This window comes from Pseudomonas sp. UBA3153 (assembly GCF_002364635.1).
GTDB lineage: Bacteria > Pseudomonadota > Gammaproteobacteria > Pseudomonadales > Pseudomonadaceae > Pseudomonas_O > Pseudomonas_O kuykendallii.
The window spans coordinates 52,273-69,616 of record NZ_DEYR01000061.1 but is presented as its reverse complement, the minus strand read 5'-3'; the positions used below and the strand labels follow the sequence as shown (position 1 = coordinate 69,616).

Here is a 17,344-nt window from a genome sequence, read left to right as displayed (position 1 = left end):
GTGGCCTTGTCAGGAGGCGGAGAGGGTCTTGGACTCGAGCGCGAGCGGCGCGGGGCCGGTCAATTTTACCCGCTGGTCGGGGGCCAGCGACAGGGTGGCGCCAAGCACGTCGGCACGGATCGGCAGCTCGCCGGCCTCCAGGTCGAGCAGGCAGACCAGCGTCACGCTGGCCGGTCGGCCGTAGTCGAACAGCTCGTTGAGCGCGGCGCGGATGGTCCGGCCGCTCATCAGCACGTCGTCGACCAGCACCAGGTGCTGGCCTTCGACCTCGAACGGCAGCGCCGACGGACGCACCTGCGGGTGCAGGCCGTTCTGGCTGAAGTCGTCGCGGTAGAAGGACACGTCCAGCGTGCCCAGCGGCGCGTCGCTGCCGAGTTCGGCCAGCAACGCCTGGGCGACCCACACGCCGCCGCTGTGGATGCCGATGAAGCGGGGCTCGGCGATGCCGCGATCGGCCAGGTGGCGCTGCAGGTCGCGGGCCATCTGCGGTAGCAGGTCGGCGGGGTTGGGCAGGTTCATGGCGGTCTCCGTACAGAATTCTTGGTTGCGACGATCGGCCACCGTGGCGCGTCGTCCTAGCCGGCGTTTTGCTCCAGCCAGCCTTCCAGCAACAGGGCGGCGGCGAGGGCATCCACCGGGTTGTCGCGATAGCCGCCCCGTTGGCCCTGGGCCAGGCGCTGGCCCTTGGCCTCGAAGGTGGTCAGGCGCTCGTCGTGGGTGTGCACCGGCAGGTTGAAGCGGCCGTTCAGGCGCCTGGCGAACTTCTCCGCGCGGGCGCTCATCTCGCTCGGCGTTCCATCCATGTTCAGCGGCAGCCCGACGACGATGGCGTCCGGCTGCCACTCCTTGATCAGCGCTTCGACCTTCTGCCAGTCCGGCACGCCATTCTGCGCCTTGAGCACGCACAGCTCGCGCGCCTGGCCGGTGATCGCCTGGCCGACGGCGACGCCGATCTGCTTGGTGCCGTAGTCGAAGCCGAGCAGCAGGCGCGGTGCGCTCATGCGTGGCCGGCCTGGGAAGTGAGCAGCGCGAGGTTGATGCCCAGGCGCGCGGCGGCGGCGTCCAGGCGACGTTCGGCCGGCGTCTGGAAGAGGATGTCGAGGTCCACCGGGCAGCTGAGCCAGGCATTGTCGACCAGTTCGGCCTCCAGTTGCCCGGCTTCCCAGCCGGCATAGCCGAGGGCGATCAGGCTCTGCGCCGGGCCGTTGCCTTCGGCGATGGCGAAGAGCACATCCTGCGACGTGGACAGCGACAGGTCACCGAGCGCCACGGTGGCCTGGTAGACCTCGCCCGCCGGATGCAGGACGAAGCCGCGATCGGTCTGCACCGGGCCGCCGGTGAAGATCGCGATGTCCGCGCAGCGCGGCGCCGGCTCGCTGTCCGGGCGCAGCTGTTCGAGCACGTCGGCGAGGCTGAGGCCGTTCGGGCGGTTGATGATCAGGCCCATGGCGCCCTGATCGTTGTGCTCGACCAGGTAGATGACCGTCTGCGCGAAATTCGGGTCGGCCATGTGCGGCATGGCGATCAGGAGATGGTGCTTGAGGTAGCTGGGTGCGTCGATTTTCATGTCGCTAGTTTCGGGTTTCGTTCCTTGGGCCACAAGGGGCGAACGCGGTCGGCATGTGTGCGAGGCGCGGGCGGGGCTAGCGGCTGGACAGCTTGTCGCCGCGCTCGAAGCGCCAGGTGCGGATGATTTCCAGGCGATCGATGTCGGCCAGGTCACCGCTGAACGGCGCGAAGGGTGCCGCCAGCCGGACGATGCGCAGGGCGGCCTGGTCGAGCACCGGTTGGCCGGAGGACTCCAGCACCTGCACTTCGTAGAGCGTGCCGTCGCGGTTGATCGACACCAGCAGGCGCAGGCTGCCGTAGATGCGCTGGCGGCGGGCATCGTCCGGATAGTTGAGGTTGCCGACCCGCTCGATCTTCTTGCGCCAGTCGTCCTTGTACCAGGCGCCCTTGTCGCGCATGGTCGAGGCGGCGTTGAGGCGATGGATCTTCGGTCGCTTGGCGTAGAGCTCGCGCTGGGTGGACAACTCGGCCTCGAGGCTGGCGATCTCGCTGCTCAGCTGCGCGCTGTCGAACGCCGGCGCCTTCTGCGGCACCGGGTCGGGCTCCGGCTGGCGCTGTTCGCGCTTGGCCGGGGTCTTCTCGGCCTTCGGCTTGGTGGTCGCGACTGCCGCCTTGGGCGCCTCGGCGGGCGCCGGTGCGGCCTTCGGTGCGCTGGGCGGCGCGACCTTGTTGATCTGGGTGTCCTGGAACGGCGCCTGTTCGGTGGTCTTCGGCGTCGCCTTGTGGTCCAGCGAGCCGCTGCCCTGCTGATTGTCCTGGGCGAGGAAGTCGGCCTCCTTGGGCTTGGTCTCGCTCTTGAAGGTCGACAGGGTGATTTCCAGCGTCTTGCTTATCTGCTCGGGTTCGGCGAGGGTGAAACCGACGCCGAGGATCAGCGCGATGTGCAGCACGGCGGCGACGAACAGCGTGAAGCCCAGCCGGTCCGCCGGGCGAACAGCGGTGCGTTGGAGGGCGGGCGGTAGGCTGGCTGCATTCATCGGGGCGTCGGCGGATCGCGGTAGCCGCGCAGTCTGAACAGGCGTCGCGGAAATGTCCACGCGGCCGGCGCCGCGGTCCCTTCCGCGACCCTTGCCGCGCCGTGTGGAGGGCACGAGCGGTTGCCGCCTCAGCCGCGGCCGAGCTTGGCGGCGATCGACTGCATCAGGCGCTCGCCGATGCGGGTGTCGTAGGCCTTGTCGATTTCGCGGATGCAGGTCGGGCTGGTGACGTTGATCTCGGTGAGGAAATCGCCGATCACGTCGAGGCCGACGAACAGCAGGCCGCGCTCGCGCAGGAACGGACCGACCTGGGCCGCGATCCAGCGGTCGCGTTCGCTCAGCGGCCGCGCCTCGCCACGCCCGCCGGCAGCGAGGTTGCCGCGCGTCTCGCCAGCGGCCGGGATGCGCGCCAGGCAGTACTCCACAGGCTCGCCGTCGATCATCAGGATGCGCTTGTCGCCTTCCTTGATCGCCGGGATATAGCGCTGCGCCATGATCTGCCGGGTGCCGAGCAGGGTCAGGGTCTCGAGGATCACCGACAGGTTCGGGTCGCCCTCGCGGTGGCGGAAAATCGAGGCGCCGCCCATTTCGTCGAGCGGTTTGAGAATGACGTCACCGTGCTCGGCGACGAACTCGCGCAGAATGTCGGCCCTTCGGGCGACCAGGGTCGGCGGCGTGCACTGCGGAAACTGCGTGGCGAAGAGCTTCTCGTTGCAGTCGCGCAGGCTTTGCGGACGGTTGACCACCAGCGCGCCGGCCTTTTCGGCCTGCTCCAGCAGGTAGGTGGCATAGATGTACTCGCTGTTGAACGGCGGATCCTTGCGCATCAGGATCACGTCCAGCTCGCCCAGCGGCATGTCGACGTCGGCCTCCAGCTCGAACCAGCGCTCGGGGTCGTTGAACACCTTCAGCGGGCGGACGCGGGCGCGGGCCTGTTCGCTGCGCTGATAGAGGTCCTGCGGCTCCATATAGAAGAGCGACCAGCCGCGCGCCTGGGCAGCCAGCAGCATGGCCAGCGAACTGTCCTTCTTGAAGGAAATTCGCGCGATGGGGTCCATGACAATCCCGAGGCGAACGCTCATGTGGGGGTATCCTCCGCGGTGGCAAAGAGGCGGCAACGAGGGGCCGCGAGGCTGGATCGTGAGGCGCCAAGGGTGGCGCTGCAACCCGCCCCGGTCAAGGAAAAACCTTGCGCGTCCGGGGCTTATAGATTGCATGTGGAGAGTGTGCTAAAACAGCTCGGCGATCGGGGCGCAACCCGTCATCGGCACGGGTCTGGCGTACCGGAATAGCAATGCAACGACTCACCGAGGCGATGGTAGGGCAGACATGGAACAGCATTCCGACGGTTTGAAGGTGATGGTGATCGACGACTCGAAAACGATTCGTCGCACGGCGGAAACCCTGCTCAAGAAAGTGGGTTGCGACGTGATAACCGCGGTGGACGGTTTCGATGCGCTGGCCAAGATTGCCGACAGCCATCCCAGCATCATCTTCGTCGACATCATGATGCCTCGGCTCGACGGCTATCAGACCTGTGCGCTGATCAAGAACAACAGTGCCTTCAAATCCACACCTGTGATCATGCTGTCGTCCAAGGACGGCCTGTTCGACAAGGCCAAGGGCCGCATAGTCGGCTCGGACCAGTACCTGACCAAGCCTTTCAGCAAAGAAGAACTGCTCGGCGCGATAAAGGCTCACGTACCGGACTTCACTCCGGTGGAACACGCTTCCTGACGTCGGCCACTGGGTCGGCGACGCTATTTTCGTATGGGGACACCATGGCTCGAATTCTGATTGTTGATGACTCTCCTACCGAGATGTACAAGCTCACCGCCATGCTCGAAAAGCACGGCCATGAGGTCCTGAAGGCCGAGAATGGCGCGGACGGCGTGGCCCTGGCGCGCCAGGAGAAGCCGGACGTGGTGCTGATGGACATCGTCATGCCTGGCCTCAACGGCTTCCAGGCGACCCGCCAGCTGTCCAAGGATGCCGACACCAGTCACATCCCGGTGATCATCGTCACCACCAAGGACCAGGAAACCGACAAGGTCTGGGGCAAGCGCCAGGGCGCGCGCGACTACCTGACCAAGCCGATCGAAGAAGACACCCTGGTCAAGACCATCGAAAGCGTACTGGCCGGCTGATGCCGGCCCCTTCCCTCAGCAGCTGACAAGGTCAGGCCGGCATGGCGGACGCGCGCGCTCCCTTTGAGCTCCTTCTCGAGATCGATCAGCGCTGTCGCGCGCTGGCCGTGGGCCTGCCTTCGCAGCAGGAAGCCGTACAAAGCTGGGGCGGCATCGGTTTTCGCATGGGCGAGCAGCATTTCGTGGCGCCGATGGGGGAGATCGGCGAGGTGCTGCACGAGCCCCGGCACACCCTGTTGCCCGGTGTGAAACCCTGGGTTAAAGGAGTGGCCAACGTGCGTGGACGGCTGTTGCCGATCATGGACCTCTGCGGGTTTCTAGGCAGCGAGCTGTCACCCCTGCGCAAGCAGCGCCGGGTGCTGGTGGTGGAGCATCAGGACGTGTTCGCCGGGCTGATCGTCGACGAAGTCTTCGGCATGCAGCATTTTTCGGTGGATACCTTTGACGAGCGCCTGCCCGGGGTAGGCGAGGCAGTGCGACCCTTCATCCATGGCGTGTTCCAGCGCGAGCGGGAGTGGCTGGTGTTCAGCCCCCATGCGCTGGCGCGCCACCCGGGTTTTCTCGACGTCTCGGTGTGACAGTTTTTGGTGGGCCGGCGCTGCCGGCTCTTTTGATGTGTATGGGAATCTAGATCGGCGGTAGGTCCAGGCGGGGGCCAGTTATGAGCAAACAGAGCGGTAATCTTCTCGCGGGTATGCGCAGCAGCAAGCTGATCGGCGGCCTCTTCATAGTCCTGATCGTCTCCATCGTGCTGCTGTTCGCCAACTTCGCCTACCTCAGCACGCAGACCAACAACGACACCGAGTACCTCGGCCATGCCGGCGAGCTACGCGTGCTGTCCCAGCGGATCGCCAAGAACGCCACCGAAGCGGCGGCGGGTACCGTCGAAGCCTTCGCCCTGCTGAAGGACGCGCGCAACGACTTCGAGAGGCGCTGGGGCTACCTGCGTGATGGCGACGGCGCCGGGCTTCCGGGTGCGCCGCCCGCCGTGCAGGCGCAGATGGCCGCCGTGCAGCAGGACTGGGACAGCCTGCGGCAGAACTCCGACGCGATCATCGCCTCCGAACAGACCGTTCTTTCCCTGCACCAAGTAGCGGCGACCCTCGCTGAGACCATCCCGCAGCTGCAGGTCGAGTACGAGGAAGTCGTCGATATCCTGCTCAAGAGCGGCGCGCCCGCGGCCCAGGTCTCGGTGGCGCAGCGGCAGTCGCTGCTGGCAGAACGTATCCTCGGTTCGGTAAACAAGGTGCTCGCCGGCGACGCCGATTCGGTGCAGGCCGCCGACATGTTCGGTCGCGATGCCAACCTGTTCGGTCGGGTGCACACGGCGATGCTCGAAGGCAACCCGTCGATGAACATCGCCAAGGTCAGCGATGCCGCGGCGCGGGAGCGCCTGGGGGAGATTTCCGAGCTGTTCGAGTTCGTCTCCGGCTCGGTGGACGAGATTCTCGAAACCTCGCCGGAACTGTTCCAGGTCCGCGAATCCGCCAACACCATCTTCACCGTGTCGCAGACCCTGCTGGAAAAAGCCTCGGCGCTGACCGATGGCTTCAACTCCCTGGCCGAAGGCCGCTCCGTCAACACCCTCGCCGGTTACCTCCTTGGCGCGCTGGTGCTGGGCGCGATCATCCTCATCGGTTTGGTGATGGTGCAGGACACCCGCCGCACGCTGGCCGAAACCGCCGAGAAGAACGACCGCAACCAGGCGGCGATCCTGCGTCTGCTCGACGAGATCGCCGACCTCGCCGACGGCGATCTAACGGTGACCGCGACGGTGACCGAGGACTTCACCGGCGCCATTGCCGACTCGATCAACTACTCCATCGACCAGCTCCGCGACCTGGTCGAAACGATCAACCTGACCGCCGTCCAGGTGGCCGCGGCCGCCCAGGAAACCCAGGCCACGGCGATGCACCTGGCAGAGGCGTCGGAGCACCAGGCGCAGGAAATCGCCGGGGCCTCCGCGGCGATCAACGAGATGGCGGTGTCCATCGACCAGGTATCCGCGAACGCCTCCGAGTCCACTGCGGTTGCGGAGCGCTCCGTGGCGATTGCCAACAAGGGCAACGAGGTGGTGCACAACACCATCACCGGGATGGACAACATCCGCGAGCAGATCCAGGACACCTCGAAGCGGATCAAGCGCCTCGGTGAGTCGTCCCAGGAGATCGGCGACATCGTCAGCCTGATCAACGACATTGCCGACCAGACCAACATCCTTGCCCTCAACGCCGCGATCCAGGCCTCCATGGCCGGCGACGCGGGCCGCGGCTTCGCCGTGGTGGCGGACGAAGTACAGCGCCTTGCGGAGCGCTCCTCGGGCGCAACCAAGCAGATCGAGGCGCTGGTGAAGACGATTCAGACCGACACCAACGAGGCGGTCATCTCGATGGAGCAGACCACCTCCGAAGTGGTCCGCGGCGCCCGCCTGGCGCAGGACGCCGGGGTTGCCCTGGAAGAGATCGAGAAGGTATCCAAGACCCTCGCGGCGCTGATCCAGAACATCTCCAACGCCGCCCGTCAGCAGGCTTCGTCGGCCGGCCACATTTCCAACACCATGAACGTGATCCAGGAGATCACCTCGCAGACCTCCGCCGGTACCACCGCCACCGCGCGCAGCATCGGAAACCTGGCGAAGATGGCCAGCGAGATGCGTCGGTCGGTGTCCGGCTTCACCCTGCCGGAAGCAGCGGAGCAGGCCTGAGTGGGGCAGCGTCGACCGCCCGCCTGGGTGGCCGACGGAGGCGAAGGTCCATGAGTGAGGGGCAGGGTATGCAGCCAAGTGGCGTCTGGGCCTTGAAACCCCTGGCGGAGATGTCGGCAGCGGAATTCCATGATTGGCGAACGCTGCTGGAAACGCGCACCGGCCTGGTGATCAACGAAGGGCGGCAGGTGTTCCTGCAAACCAATCTGAGCGCACGCATGCGCGAACTCGGTATCGACGATTACACCAGCTACTACCGTCAGGTCGTCGAAGGCCCGCGCGGGGCGGTGGAGTGGTCGAAGCTGCTGGATCATCTGACGATTCAGGAAACCCGCTTCTTCCGCCATCGGCCGTCGTTCGATCTGCTCGACCGCTACCTGCGCGAGCGGCTCGAGCGGCAGGGCATGCCGTCGGCCTGGGCGCTGTGGAGCGTGGGTTGTTCGACGGGCGAGGAGCCGTATTCACTGGCGATCGCCGCCGCCGAGGTGCTGCACGACAGCCCGTGGCCCGAGCATTTTGGCGTTACCGGCACCGATATAAGCCTCAGCGCTCTGAGCAGGGCGCGCGAGGCCCACTACGACCTACGTCGGCTCGAGCCGATGGACGACGAGCGTCGCGAGCGCTACTTCGACCGTCGGGGCGACGGACGCTACGAGATTTCCGCCGAACTGGCGGATCGCGTCTGTTGCGCACGGCTCAATGTGCTGGAATTGTCCAAGGCGCCGATGTCGGGCATGGACGTCATTTTCTGTCAGAACCTGCTGATCTATTTCCGCCGCTGGCGCCGCCGCGAAATCCTCAACCGGCTGGCCGAGCGCCTCGCACCGGGCGGCCTGCTGGTGGTCGGGGTCGGTGAGGTGGCGGGTTGGCAGCATCCGGACCTGGTGCCTGTGGCCGACGAGCAGGTTCTGGCTTTTACCCGTAGGGGTAACACACGCGTATGACTGGAGTGGCTATGGGTGATCGGCACGATTATGTCGCCCTGGAGTGGGTCAAGGGCGAAATCGCCGAAACGCTGAAGCAGGCGCGTCAGGCGCTGGAGGCGTTCGTCGAGAATCCGCAGGATTCCACGCGCATGAGTTTCTGCCTGACCTATGTGCATCAGGTGCAGGGCACCCTGCAGATGGTCGAGTTCTACGGCGCGGCGCTCCTTGCCGAGGAAATGGAACGTTTGGCCCAGGCCCTGATGGAAGGCCGGGTGAACAACCAGCGCGAGGCGCTGGAAGTGCTGATGCAGGCGATCCTGCAGCTGCCGACCTATCTGGAGCGGGTGCAGAGCGCGCGGCGCGACCTGCCGATGGTGGTGTTGCCGCTGCTCAACGACCTGCGCGCGGCCCGAGGGGAAAACCTGCTGTCGGAAACCAGCCTGTTCTCGCCCGATCTCTCGGCAGCCCTGCCGGCCGTCTCGCCGGATGCCCTCGAGCGCCTGCACAACGCCGAGTTGTTGCCGCTGCTGCGCAAGCTGCGGCAGATGCAGCAGGTTGCGCTGGTCGGCGTGCTGCGCGACCAGGACCTGCCGACCAACCTCGGCTACATGGCGCGGGTGTTCGCGCGCCTCGAAGGGTTGTGCCAGGGCGCTCCGCTCGGCCCGCTCTGGCAGATCGCCTCGGGCCTGGTCGAAGGCCTGTCCAATGGCGGCGTGGCCAACGGCACCTCGGTCCGTGGCTTGCTGCGTCAGGTCGACAAGGAACTCAAGCGGCTGGTCGAGCAGGGCGCCGATGGCATCAACCAGCCGGCCTCCGACGAGCTGACCAAAAACCTCCTCTTCTATATCGCCAAGGCGCCGGTACAGTCGCCGCGCATCCGCGCGCTGAAGGACCACTACCGTCTCGACGACGCGCTGCCGGACAGCGACCTGGTCGACGAAGAGCGAGCGCGCCTGGCCGGTCCCGACCGCGACGCGATGCGCTCCGTGGTCGCCGCCCTGTGCGAGGAGCTGGTGCGGGTCAAGGACAGCCTCGACCTGTTCGTCCGCAGCGACCGCAGCGGCGTCGCCGAGCTCGACGGCCTGCGGGCCCCGCTGAAGCAGATCGCCGACACCCTGGCGATGCTCGGCTTCGGCCAGCCGCGCAAGGTCATCCTCGATCAGCTCGACGTCGTCCATCAATTGTCCATGGGCAACGGCGAGCCGACCGACGCGGCGCTGATGGATATCGCCGGCGCGCTGCTCTACGTCGAAGCGACGCTGGCCGGAATGGTCGGGCAGAGCGATGACGGCGCGGGCGAGGAACGCCACCTCCCGACCACCGACGTGGCGCAGATCCACCAGTTGGTCATCAAGGAAGCGCGTACCGGCCTGGAGCAGGCGAAGGACGCGATCATCGAGTTCATCGCCTCGCAATGGAACCACGAGCACCTGGCCCGCGTGCCGGAGCTGCTTACCCAGGTGCGCGGCGGGCTGGCGATGATCCCGCTGGAGCGCGCCGCCGAACTGCTGCGCGCCTGCAACCGCTATATCGAGGAACAACTGCTGGCGCGCAAGGCGGTGCCCAACTGGCAGAGCCTGGACACCCTGGCCGACGCCATCACCAGCGTCGAATACTACCTCGAGCGCCTGTCCGAAGATCACGCCGCCCAGGGCGACATGATCCTCGACGTCGCCGAGGAGAGCCTCGGCAACCTCGGTTATGCGCTGGCTCGAACACCGATTCTCCCGCTTCCGGAGGCGGCCGAGGAGACGCCGGCGGTGCTGGACGATCCGCTTGACGAAATCGAGGTCATCGCCGAGGAGGCCGATCATGCCCTCGACGACGAACTGCTCCCCGCGGTGGAGCCTGGCGCCCCGCTACTGGTGCCCGTCCCGCTCGACGAACACTCCGAGCCGATCGACGTGCTGCCGCTCGAGCCGGGTGAGTCGCTTGACGAAGTGCAACCGCATGCCGCCCTTGATGAGGCGCCAGGCGTGCTGCCGACTGACGTCGAGCCCGAGCCCGAGCCCGAGCCCGAGCTGAGCGCCCTGAGCGATCCGCTGCAGGATATGGAACTGCTCGCTGCCGAAGCCGAAGAGCTGGTCGAGAACGAACCCGAACCCGCGCCGTCGGCCGGGGAGAGCGCTCCGATACGTGCCCATTTCGACGAAGAGGCCGAACAATCACCCGTCGATGCCGTTGCTCCGACGCCCGCCGAGACGGAACACTGGGACCTGGGCGAGCCTCTGCCCGAGCCCGCCGCCGAACTCGATTCGCTGTCCGCGCAGGACGCGCAGATCGAGCCTCTCACCGCGCAGCCGACCCTGGAGGTGCAAAGCGCAGACCTGCCGCTCGCTGACGCCGATCACTGGGACCTCGGCGAGCCGTTGACCGGTGGCGACGAGCCAGCCGGCGAACTCGACGCGGTGCCGGATTCGCCCGCGCCGCAGGCCGACACCGAAACCTTCGAGCTGCCGCCGCTGGACCTTGCCGCCGAACCCGCCGCGCCGGCGCTGCCCGCAGAACATTGGGATCTCGGCGAACCCGTGGCTGCTGAATCCGCCGTCGTCGACTTCAGCCTCGACCTGCCGCTCGACGAGCTGCCCCCGGTCACCGGCGCTCAGGACGAGGTGAGCCTGGAGCTGCTACCGGACGAGCCCGCCGCGCTGCCGGGCCTGGACGACAGTTGGGGCCTTGGCGAGCTCACGCCCGAAGAGCCCGTCGCCGACTTCAGCCTGGACCTGCCGCTCGACGAGCTGCCCCCGGTCACCGGTGCCCAGGACGAGGTGAGTCTTGAACTGCTTGCGGACGAACCGGCCACGCTGCCGGGCCTGGACGACAGCTGGGACCTTGGCGAGCTCGCGCCCGAAGAGCCCGCCGCCGACTCCGGCCTCGACCTGCCGCTCGACGAGTTGCCTGCCGTCACCGGTGCTCAGGATGACACTACGCTGGAGCTGCCGGAGCTGAGTTTCGAGTCGTTGGATGAGGGCGGTCTGAGCTTCGACGAGCACGACATCGCCGCGCTGGAGCTGCCCGAGGTCGAGCTGCCGGGCCTGTCCGAGGCACACGCCGAGGTCGCCGAGCCGCAGGTCGAGGACAAGCCGCTGTCGATGGCCGACGTCATGGCCGCGCCGAGCCAGGCGATAAACCCGCCGGCGCGCGAAGTGCCGCCGAGTCTGCTGCCGCCGCCCGCCGACGAAGAACCGATGGACGAGGAACTGCTGGAAGTCTTCATCGAAGAAGCCGGCGAAGTCATGGAAACCATCGCCGAGTACCTGCCGAAATGGCAGGCCGACCTCGCCGACAAGGCGGCGCTCACCGAGCTGCGCCGTGCTTTCCACACGCTCAAGGGCAGTGGCCGGATGGTCCGTGCGCTGGTTATCGGCGAACTCGCCTGGTCGATCGAGAACCTGCTCAACCGCGTGCTGGACAGGACCATCGAACCTGATGAGCCGGTGCAGCAGGTGATCCTCGGCGTGGTCTCGCTGATGCCCGAACTGGTCGAGGAGTTCGCCGCCAGGGCGCAGCGCCAGCGCGACGACGTCGATCAGCTCGCGGCAATCGCCCACGCACTGGCGAGGGGGCAGACACCACCGCGTTTTAGTGACGGCCCGGACAGCGTCGCCACGTCCGCGGCCGTAACCACGGCGGCAACTTCGCAGGATGCCACTGAAGAAGCCGAGGAAGGCCTGGACCCGCAGTTGCTGGAGATCTTCCGCAACGAGGCGGACGCTCATCTGGATACCCTGAGGAAGTTTCTCGCCGCCTGCGCGGAGGAGCTCCCGCGGCCGGTCAACGACGAACTGCAACGCGCGCTGCATACCCTCAAGGGCAGCTCGCACATGGCCGGCATCCTGCCGATGGCGGAAATCGCCGCGCCGCTGGAGCGCATGGTCAAGGAGCTCAAGGCCAACCTGATTCCCCTGGATCTGGCCGAGACCGAACTGCTGCGTGATGCCGAGGCGCTGTTCCGCGAGGGCCTGGCGCAGCTGGAGACGCATCCGTTCCGCCCGATCGAGGGCGCCGATGCGCTCATCTCCCGTGTGCAGAAGCTCCTGAGCGAACGCCTGGAGGCCGCGCAGAGCGCGCGTAGCGGCGAGGCGGGCAGCGTCCGCGATCCGCAGATGATCGCGCTGTTCCTCGCCGAAGGCATGGACATCCTGCTGGACGCCTCGGACCTGCTCGATCGCTGGCACGAACACCCCGCCGAACGGCAGGAGCTGGGCGCGCTGCGCGAGGAACTGAGCACGCTCGGGCGCGGCGCGCGGATGGCCGAGCTGCCGCAGATCGACGAGCTGTGCCAGGCGCTGCTGGACACCTACAGCGCGGTGCAGGACGGCCGCCGCACGGTCAGCCCGGCGTTCTTCCGGGAAGTCGACTTGTCCCACGAGGCGCTCGTCGGAATGATGGATCAGGTCGCCGCCGGCCAGCAGGTAACCGCTCAGCCGGAGCGCGTGCAAGCGTTGCGCGCCCTGCTCGATGAGGTCGAGCAGGTTCCTGGCGAACTGCCGTCCGCGCTCGTGGAACAGGGCGAGGAGGCCGCCGCGCAGGATGCGCAGGGCTGGGGCGAGCCCGACGGCGAGACGGTTGCCGAGGAGGCGGTCGAGCAGCGCATGAGTCACGACCTGCCGGCCGTGCAGGCGCGCGTCAGCTCGCTGGACGAGGAAATGGTCGACATCTTCCTCGAGGAAGCCGTGGATATCCTCGACAGCTCGGGCCAGGCCCTGCAGCGCTGGGTCAACGACCCGGAAAACCATCTGGTGCTGTCATCCCTGCATCGCGACCTGCACACCCTGCGCGGTGGCGCGCAGATGGCCGAGATCAATCCGATCGGCGAACTCGCCCATGAACTCGAAAGCCTCTACGAAGGGCTGCTCGACCGCCGTTACGGGGTCAGCGCCGAGCTGGTCGCACTGTTGCGCCGCAGCCATGACTGCCTGGCCATCCTGCTCGACCAGTTGAAGGCGAACCAGCCGCTGGCGGCGGCCGATACCCTGATCAGCATCGTCCGCGATTTCCGCTCCAGCGGCGCGGCGATGGCCCACGCGCATCAGCTTCCGCCATCGGAAGTGTCGTCGGAGCCGGCCGAGGATGCCGCGCACAGCGTCGAGCCCGAAGCGGACACCGACGAACCGCTGGTCTTCGAAGCGGCACCGGAGGACACCCCGGCGTCCGCGCCGACCCCGAAGCCGGTGGTGGTCGAGGACGAACGCGACTACGAACTGGTGGACATCTTCCTCGAGGAAGGTTTCGACATCATCGACAGCGCCGGCGCCGCCTTGCAGCGTTGGATGGGCGATGTCGACAACAGCGTCGATCTGGAGGCCCTGCAGCGCGACCTGCACACCCTCAAGGGTGGCGCGCGGATGGCTGAGATTCGCGAGATCGGCGACCTCGCGCACGAACTGGAATTTCTCTACGAAGGCCTCTGCGGCGGACGCCTGCGTGCCAGCCAGCCGCTGTTCGGGCTGCTCCAGGCCTGCCACGACCGCCTTGCCGACATGCTCGAAGCGGTGCGCGAGCGCTCGGCCGTGCCGGGCGGCGGCGACCTCATCGAGGCGATCCGCCGATGGCGCGCCAATCCCGACGAGCAGCTCAGTGTGCCCACCAGCGTGCACTTGCAGCCGGCCCCGAGCCCTGTCGAGGAGGACGAGGGCGCCGAGGCGGAAATCCTCGACATCTTCCTCGAAGAGGCCGACGAGCTGCTGGAAGCCCTGGAAGCCGCGCTTGGTAGCTGGGAAGACAAGCCCAACGACAGCGAGCCGATCGATGAGATGCTCCGCGTGCTGCATACCCTTAAGGGCGGCGCGCGCCTGGCAGGCCAGATGACCCTCGGTAATCTGACCCACGCCCTGGAGCAGCGCCTCGGCGAGGCCCTGCTGCAGGGCGCGCCCTGGCCGCAGAGCCTGGTGCTGGATGTGCAGTCGGGTTTCGAGGGGTTGCAGAAGGAGGTCGACGGGCTGCGCCGGCGTCTGGCGCAGAGCGACGAGGCGGCCGGGCAGGCATCGACCGAGCCCGGCGGCGCGCTGGTGCTGGACGCGCCCATCGTGGCGGCCAGCCAGGCCTCAGGCGCGACCAGGGAGAACCGCGTGCTGCCGTTCGTCCGCCGTGCCCAAGAAGCCGCGCAGCAGGACAACGCGCGGCGCGGCCCGCAGGAGCTGGTCAAGGTGCCGGCCGAACTGCTCGAAGGGCTGGTCAACCTGGCCGGGGAAACCTCCATCTTCCGCGGGCGCGTCGAACAGCAGGTGAGCGACGTCGGTTTCACCCTCGGCGAGATGGAAGCGACCATCGAGCGGGTGCGCGACCAGTTGCGTCGGCTGGACACCGAAACCCAGGCGCAGATCCTCAGCCGCTACCAGGCCGAGGCCGAACGCGCCGGCTACGAGGATTTCGACCCGCTGGAGATGGACCGCCACTCGCAGTTGCAGCAGCTGTCGCGCGCGCTGTTCGAGTCCGCCTCCGACCTGCTCGACCTCAAGGAAACCCTGGCCGCGCGCAACCGCGACGCGGAAACCCTGCTGCTGCAGCAGGCGCGGGTCAACACCGAGCTGCAGGAAGGCTTGATGCGCACGCGCATGGTGCCGTTCGATCGCCTGGTGCCGCGGCTACGACGGATCGTCCGGCAGGTCGCCGGTGAGCTGGGCAAGCAGGTCGAGTTCGTCGTCGGCAACGCCGAGGGCGAGATGGACCGCAGCGTGCTCGAACGCATCGTCGCGCCGCTCGAACACATGCTGCGCAACGCCGTCGACCACGGCATCGAGAGCGCCGAGCGCCGTCAGGCGGCCGGCAAGCCGGCGCAGGGCACGATTCGCCTCAACCTCGGCCGCGAGGGGGGCGACATCCTCCTCACCCTGGCCGACGACGGTGCCGGCATCCGCCTCGAAGCGGTGCGCCGCAAGGCCATCGAGCGTGGGCTGATGAGCGAGACCTCGGAAATCTCCGATCACGACGTGCTGCAGTTCATCCTCGAGGCCGGTTTCTCCACCGCGGAGAAAGTCACGCAGATTTCCGGGCGTGGCGTCGGCATGGACGTGGTGCATTCGGAGGTCAAGCAGCTCGGCGGTTCGATGAGCATCGACTCGACGCCAGGCGAGGGCACGCGCTTCCAGATCCGCCTGCCGTTCACCGTGTCGGTGAACCGCGCGCTGATGGTCTATTCCGGCGAGGACCTCTACGCCATCCCGCTGAACACCATCGAGGGCATCGTGCGGGTCTCGCCGTACGAGCTGGAAGCCTATTACGCGCCCGATGCGCCGCGCTTCGAATACGCCGGCCAGCCTTACGAGCTGCGCTACCTCGGCGACCTGCTGAGCAACGGCCAGCAGCCCAAGCTGATCGGCCAGAGCCTGCCGCTGCCGGTGATCCTGGTGCGTTCGGCAGAGTATTCGGTGGCGGTGCAGGTGGACAGCCTGGCCGGTTCGCGGGAGATCGTGGTAAAGGGCCTCGGCCCGCAGTTCGCCGGCGTGCCGGGAATTTCCGGCGCGACCATCCTCGGCGACGGCCGCGTGGTGGTGATTCTCGACCTGCTGGCGACCATCCGCGCGCTGCAGGCGCGCCAGACGCACCTGTTACCGCACGGCAGCGGCCCGCTCGGCGGCGAAGTGGAAAGCGAACGGCCGGCGCTGGTGATGGTGGTGGACGACTCGGTCACCGTGCGCAAGGTCACCAGCCGCCTGCTCGAGCGCAACGGCATGAACGTGCTGACCGCCAAGGACGGCGTCGATGCCATCGCCCAACTGCAGGAGCAGAAGCCGGACATCATGCTGCTGGACATCGAGATGCCGCGCATGGACGGCTTCGAGGTGGCCACGCTGGTGCGCCACGACGAACGCCTGAAGGACCTGCCGATCATCATGATCACCTCGCGTACCGGTGAAAAACACCGCGAGCGGGCGATGGCCATCGGCGTCAACGAATACCTGGGCAAGCCCTATCAGGAATCGCTCCTGCTCGAGTGCATCCAGCAACTGGTCAAATCCCATGAGTGAGAAAGCGGCGGCGCGTATCGCCGTCATCGCCGACACCTCGCTGCAGCGTCACGTGCTGCAGCATGCGCTGGCCGGCAACGGTTATCAGGTAGTGCTGAACAGCGACCCGGCGCGCCTCGACGATGCCGCGCTGGATGCCTGCGAAACCGACCTCTGGCTGGTCGACCTGGCGCAGCAGTCGGAGGATTCCGCGCTGCTCGACAGCCTCCTCGAGCGCACCAACGCGCCGGTACTGTTCGGCGAGGGGCATGCTCCCGAACGGCATTCGGAACATTACCCGCGCTGGGAGCGCAGCCTGTTCGGCAAGCTCAAGCGGCTGATCGGCGACCCGGCGCAGGCGGTCGGCCCGAGCCTCGATGCGCTGCTTTCCGAGGCGCAGCGCCCGCCGCGCGTGGACCTGCCGCAGGCGCTGGCGCAGAGCCCGTTGCAGGCCGGCGAACCGGCGCGCCAGGTATGGCTGCTGGCCGCCTCGCTGGGCGGTCCGGCGGCGGTGAAGGCGTTTCTCGACGCCTTGCCGGGTGGCCTGCCAGTGGGTTTCCTCTACGCCCAGCACATCGACGCCGCGTTCGAGTCGCGCTTGCCGCAGGCGGTCGGCCGGCACAGCCAGTGGCACGTCAACCCGGTGCGCCCCGGCGACAGCGTGCGCTGCGGTGAAGTCGTGGTGGTGCCGATCGGCAACGAGCTGCGCTTCGACGAAGACAGCCTCATGCAGGTCTCGACCCAGAGCTGGCCCGAGCCCTACGCGCCGTCGATCGATCAGATGATGCTCAACCTGGCCCAGCAGTTCGGTCGCCATTGCGGCGTCATCGCCTTCAGCGGCATGGGCAGCGACGGCAGCGCCGCGGCGGCCTACGTGCGCCGCCAGGGCGCGGAAATCTGGACGCAACGCGCCGACACCTGCGCCTGCCCGAGCATGCCGGACAGCCTGCGCGAAGCCGGTTACAGCAGCCTCACCGGCGATCCCCGCGAGCTGGCCGGAGCCCTGGTGGCGCGCCTTGCCGAGGCCCTGAACTGATGTCCGCCCAGCCCTTCACCCCGTATTACCGGAGCC

The 17,344-nt window shown here is 67.3% G+C and carries 12 protein-coding genes; 7 read left to right on the top strand and 5 right to left on the bottom strand.

From position 1 onward, the window contains the following. Positions 1-9: 9 nt before the first annotated feature. From pyrR to gshB, 5 genes are all read right to left on the bottom strand, one after another. Positions 10-519, bottom strand: a complete 510-nt coding sequence (gene pyrR, locus B2X67_RS14205; protein WP_286785894.1) for a bifunctional pyr operon transcriptional regulator/uracil phosphoribosyltransferase PyrR — start codon at positions 517-519, stop codon at positions 10-12. Between the two features lie 56 nt (positions 520-575). Continuing rightward, complete coding sequence (gene ruvX, locus B2X67_RS14200; protein WP_090224888.1) at positions 576-1,001, bottom strand: Holliday junction resolvase RuvX; 426 nt, start codon at positions 999-1,001, stop codon at positions 576-578. Next, positions 998-1,567, bottom strand: a complete 570-nt coding sequence (locus B2X67_RS14195) for a YqgE/AlgH family protein (protein ID WP_286785893.1) — start codon at positions 1,565-1,567, stop codon at positions 998-1,000. Before B2X67_RS14195 ends, ruvX begins: the two co-directional genes overlap by 4 nt. A gap of 76 nt (positions 1,568-1,643) precedes the next feature. Further along, complete coding sequence (locus tag B2X67_RS14190) at positions 1,644-2,546, bottom strand: TonB family protein (protein WP_090224891.1); 903 nt, start codon at positions 2,544-2,546, stop codon at positions 1,644-1,646. Between the two features lie 128 nt (positions 2,547-2,674). Further along, positions 2,675-3,628, bottom strand: coding sequence for a glutathione synthase (gshB, locus tag B2X67_RS14185; protein WP_282339900.1), 954 nt, complete (start codon positions 3,626-3,628; stop codon positions 2,675-2,677). A 247-nt stretch (positions 3,629-3,875) separates the two neighbouring features. Here gshB and pilG point away from each other — a divergent pair, with 247 nt between their 5' ends. From pilG to B2X67_RS14150, 7 genes are all read left to right on the top strand, one after another. Further along, on the top strand, positions 3,876-4,283 hold the full coding sequence (gene pilG, locus B2X67_RS14180; RefSeq protein WP_090224895.1) for a twitching motility response regulator PilG: 408 nt from the start codon (positions 3,876-3,878) through the stop codon (positions 4,281-4,283). Between the two features lie 44 nt (positions 4,284-4,327). Beyond that, positions 4,328-4,693, top strand: coding sequence for a twitching motility response regulator PilH (gene pilH / locus B2X67_RS14175; protein WP_090224896.1), 366 nt, complete (start codon positions 4,328-4,330; stop codon positions 4,691-4,693). A gap of 41 nt (positions 4,694-4,734) precedes the next feature. Then, positions 4,735-5,271, top strand: a complete 537-nt coding sequence (locus B2X67_RS14170) for a chemotaxis protein CheW (RefSeq protein ID WP_273233762.1) — start codon at positions 4,735-4,737, stop codon at positions 5,269-5,271. A gap of 83 nt (positions 5,272-5,354) precedes the next feature. Continuing rightward, positions 5,355-7,397, top strand: a complete 2,043-nt coding sequence (locus B2X67_RS14165) for a methyl-accepting chemotaxis protein (RefSeq protein WP_273233761.1) — start codon at positions 5,355-5,357, stop codon at positions 7,395-7,397. A gap of 68 nt (positions 7,398-7,465) precedes the next feature. Then, positions 7,466-8,341: a protein-glutamate O-methyltransferase gene (locus B2X67_RS14160; RefSeq protein WP_282339928.1), complete on the top strand. Its 876-nt coding sequence runs from the start codon at positions 7,466-7,468 to the stop codon at positions 8,339-8,341. Positions 8,342-8,352: 11 nt separating this feature from the next. Continuing rightward, the gene (locus B2X67_RS14155) at positions 8,353-16,293 is read left to right on the top strand and encodes an Hpt domain-containing protein (protein WP_286785892.1); all 7,941 of its coding nucleotides are present in this window, start codon (positions 8,353-8,355) and stop codon (positions 16,291-16,293) included. Continuing rightward, positions 16,286-17,308 carry a chemotaxis protein CheB gene (locus B2X67_RS14150; protein ID WP_286785891.1) on the top strand — a complete coding sequence of 341 codons (1,023 nt, stop codon included), beginning with the start codon at positions 16,286-16,288 and terminating at the stop codon, positions 17,306-17,308. The genes B2X67_RS14155 and B2X67_RS14150 overlap by 8 nt, the downstream gene beginning before the upstream one ends. The last annotated feature ends 36 nt before the right edge of the window (positions 17,309-17,344 follow it).

Excerpts from the sequence above, each read along its gene's own strand:
- pyrR (WP_286785894.1), bottom strand. The coding sequence starts at position 519 with ATGAACCTGCCCAACCCCGCCGACCTGCTACCGCAGATGGCCCGCGAC.
- ruvX (WP_090224888.1), bottom strand. The coding sequence starts at position 1,001 with ATGAGCGCACCGCGCCTGCTGCTCGGCTTCGACTACGGCACCAAGCAG.
- B2X67_RS14195 (WP_286785893.1), bottom strand. The coding sequence starts at position 1,567 with ATGAAAATCGACGCACCCAGCTACCTCAAGCACCATCTCCTGATCGCC.
- B2X67_RS14190 (WP_090224891.1), bottom strand. The coding sequence starts at position 2,546 with ATGAATGCAGCCAGCCTACCGCCCGCCCTCCAACGCACCGCTGTTCGC.
- gshB (WP_282339900.1), bottom strand. The coding sequence starts at position 3,628 with ATGAGCGTTCGCCTCGGGATTGTCATGGACCCCATCGCGCGAATTTCC.
- pilG (WP_090224895.1), top strand. The coding sequence starts at position 3,876 with ATGGAACAGCATTCCGACGGTTTGAAGGTGATGGTGATCGACGACTCG.
- pilH (WP_090224896.1), top strand. The coding sequence starts at position 4,328 with ATGGCTCGAATTCTGATTGTTGATGACTCTCCTACCGAGATGTACAAG.
- B2X67_RS14170 (WP_273233762.1), top strand. The coding sequence starts at position 4,735 with ATGGCGGACGCGCGCGCTCCCTTTGAGCTCCTTCTCGAGATCGATCAG.
- B2X67_RS14165 (WP_273233761.1), top strand. The coding sequence starts at position 5,355 with ATGAGCAAACAGAGCGGTAATCTTCTCGCGGGTATGCGCAGCAGCAAG.
- B2X67_RS14160 (WP_282339928.1), top strand. The coding sequence starts at position 7,466 with ATGCAGCCAAGTGGCGTCTGGGCCTTGAAACCCCTGGCGGAGATGTCG.
- B2X67_RS14155 (WP_286785892.1), top strand. The coding sequence starts at position 8,353 with ATGGGTGATCGGCACGATTATGTCGCCCTGGAGTGGGTCAAGGGCGAA.
- B2X67_RS14150 (WP_286785891.1), top strand. The coding sequence starts at position 16,286 with ATGAGTGAGAAAGCGGCGGCGCGTATCGCCGTCATCGCCGACACCTCG.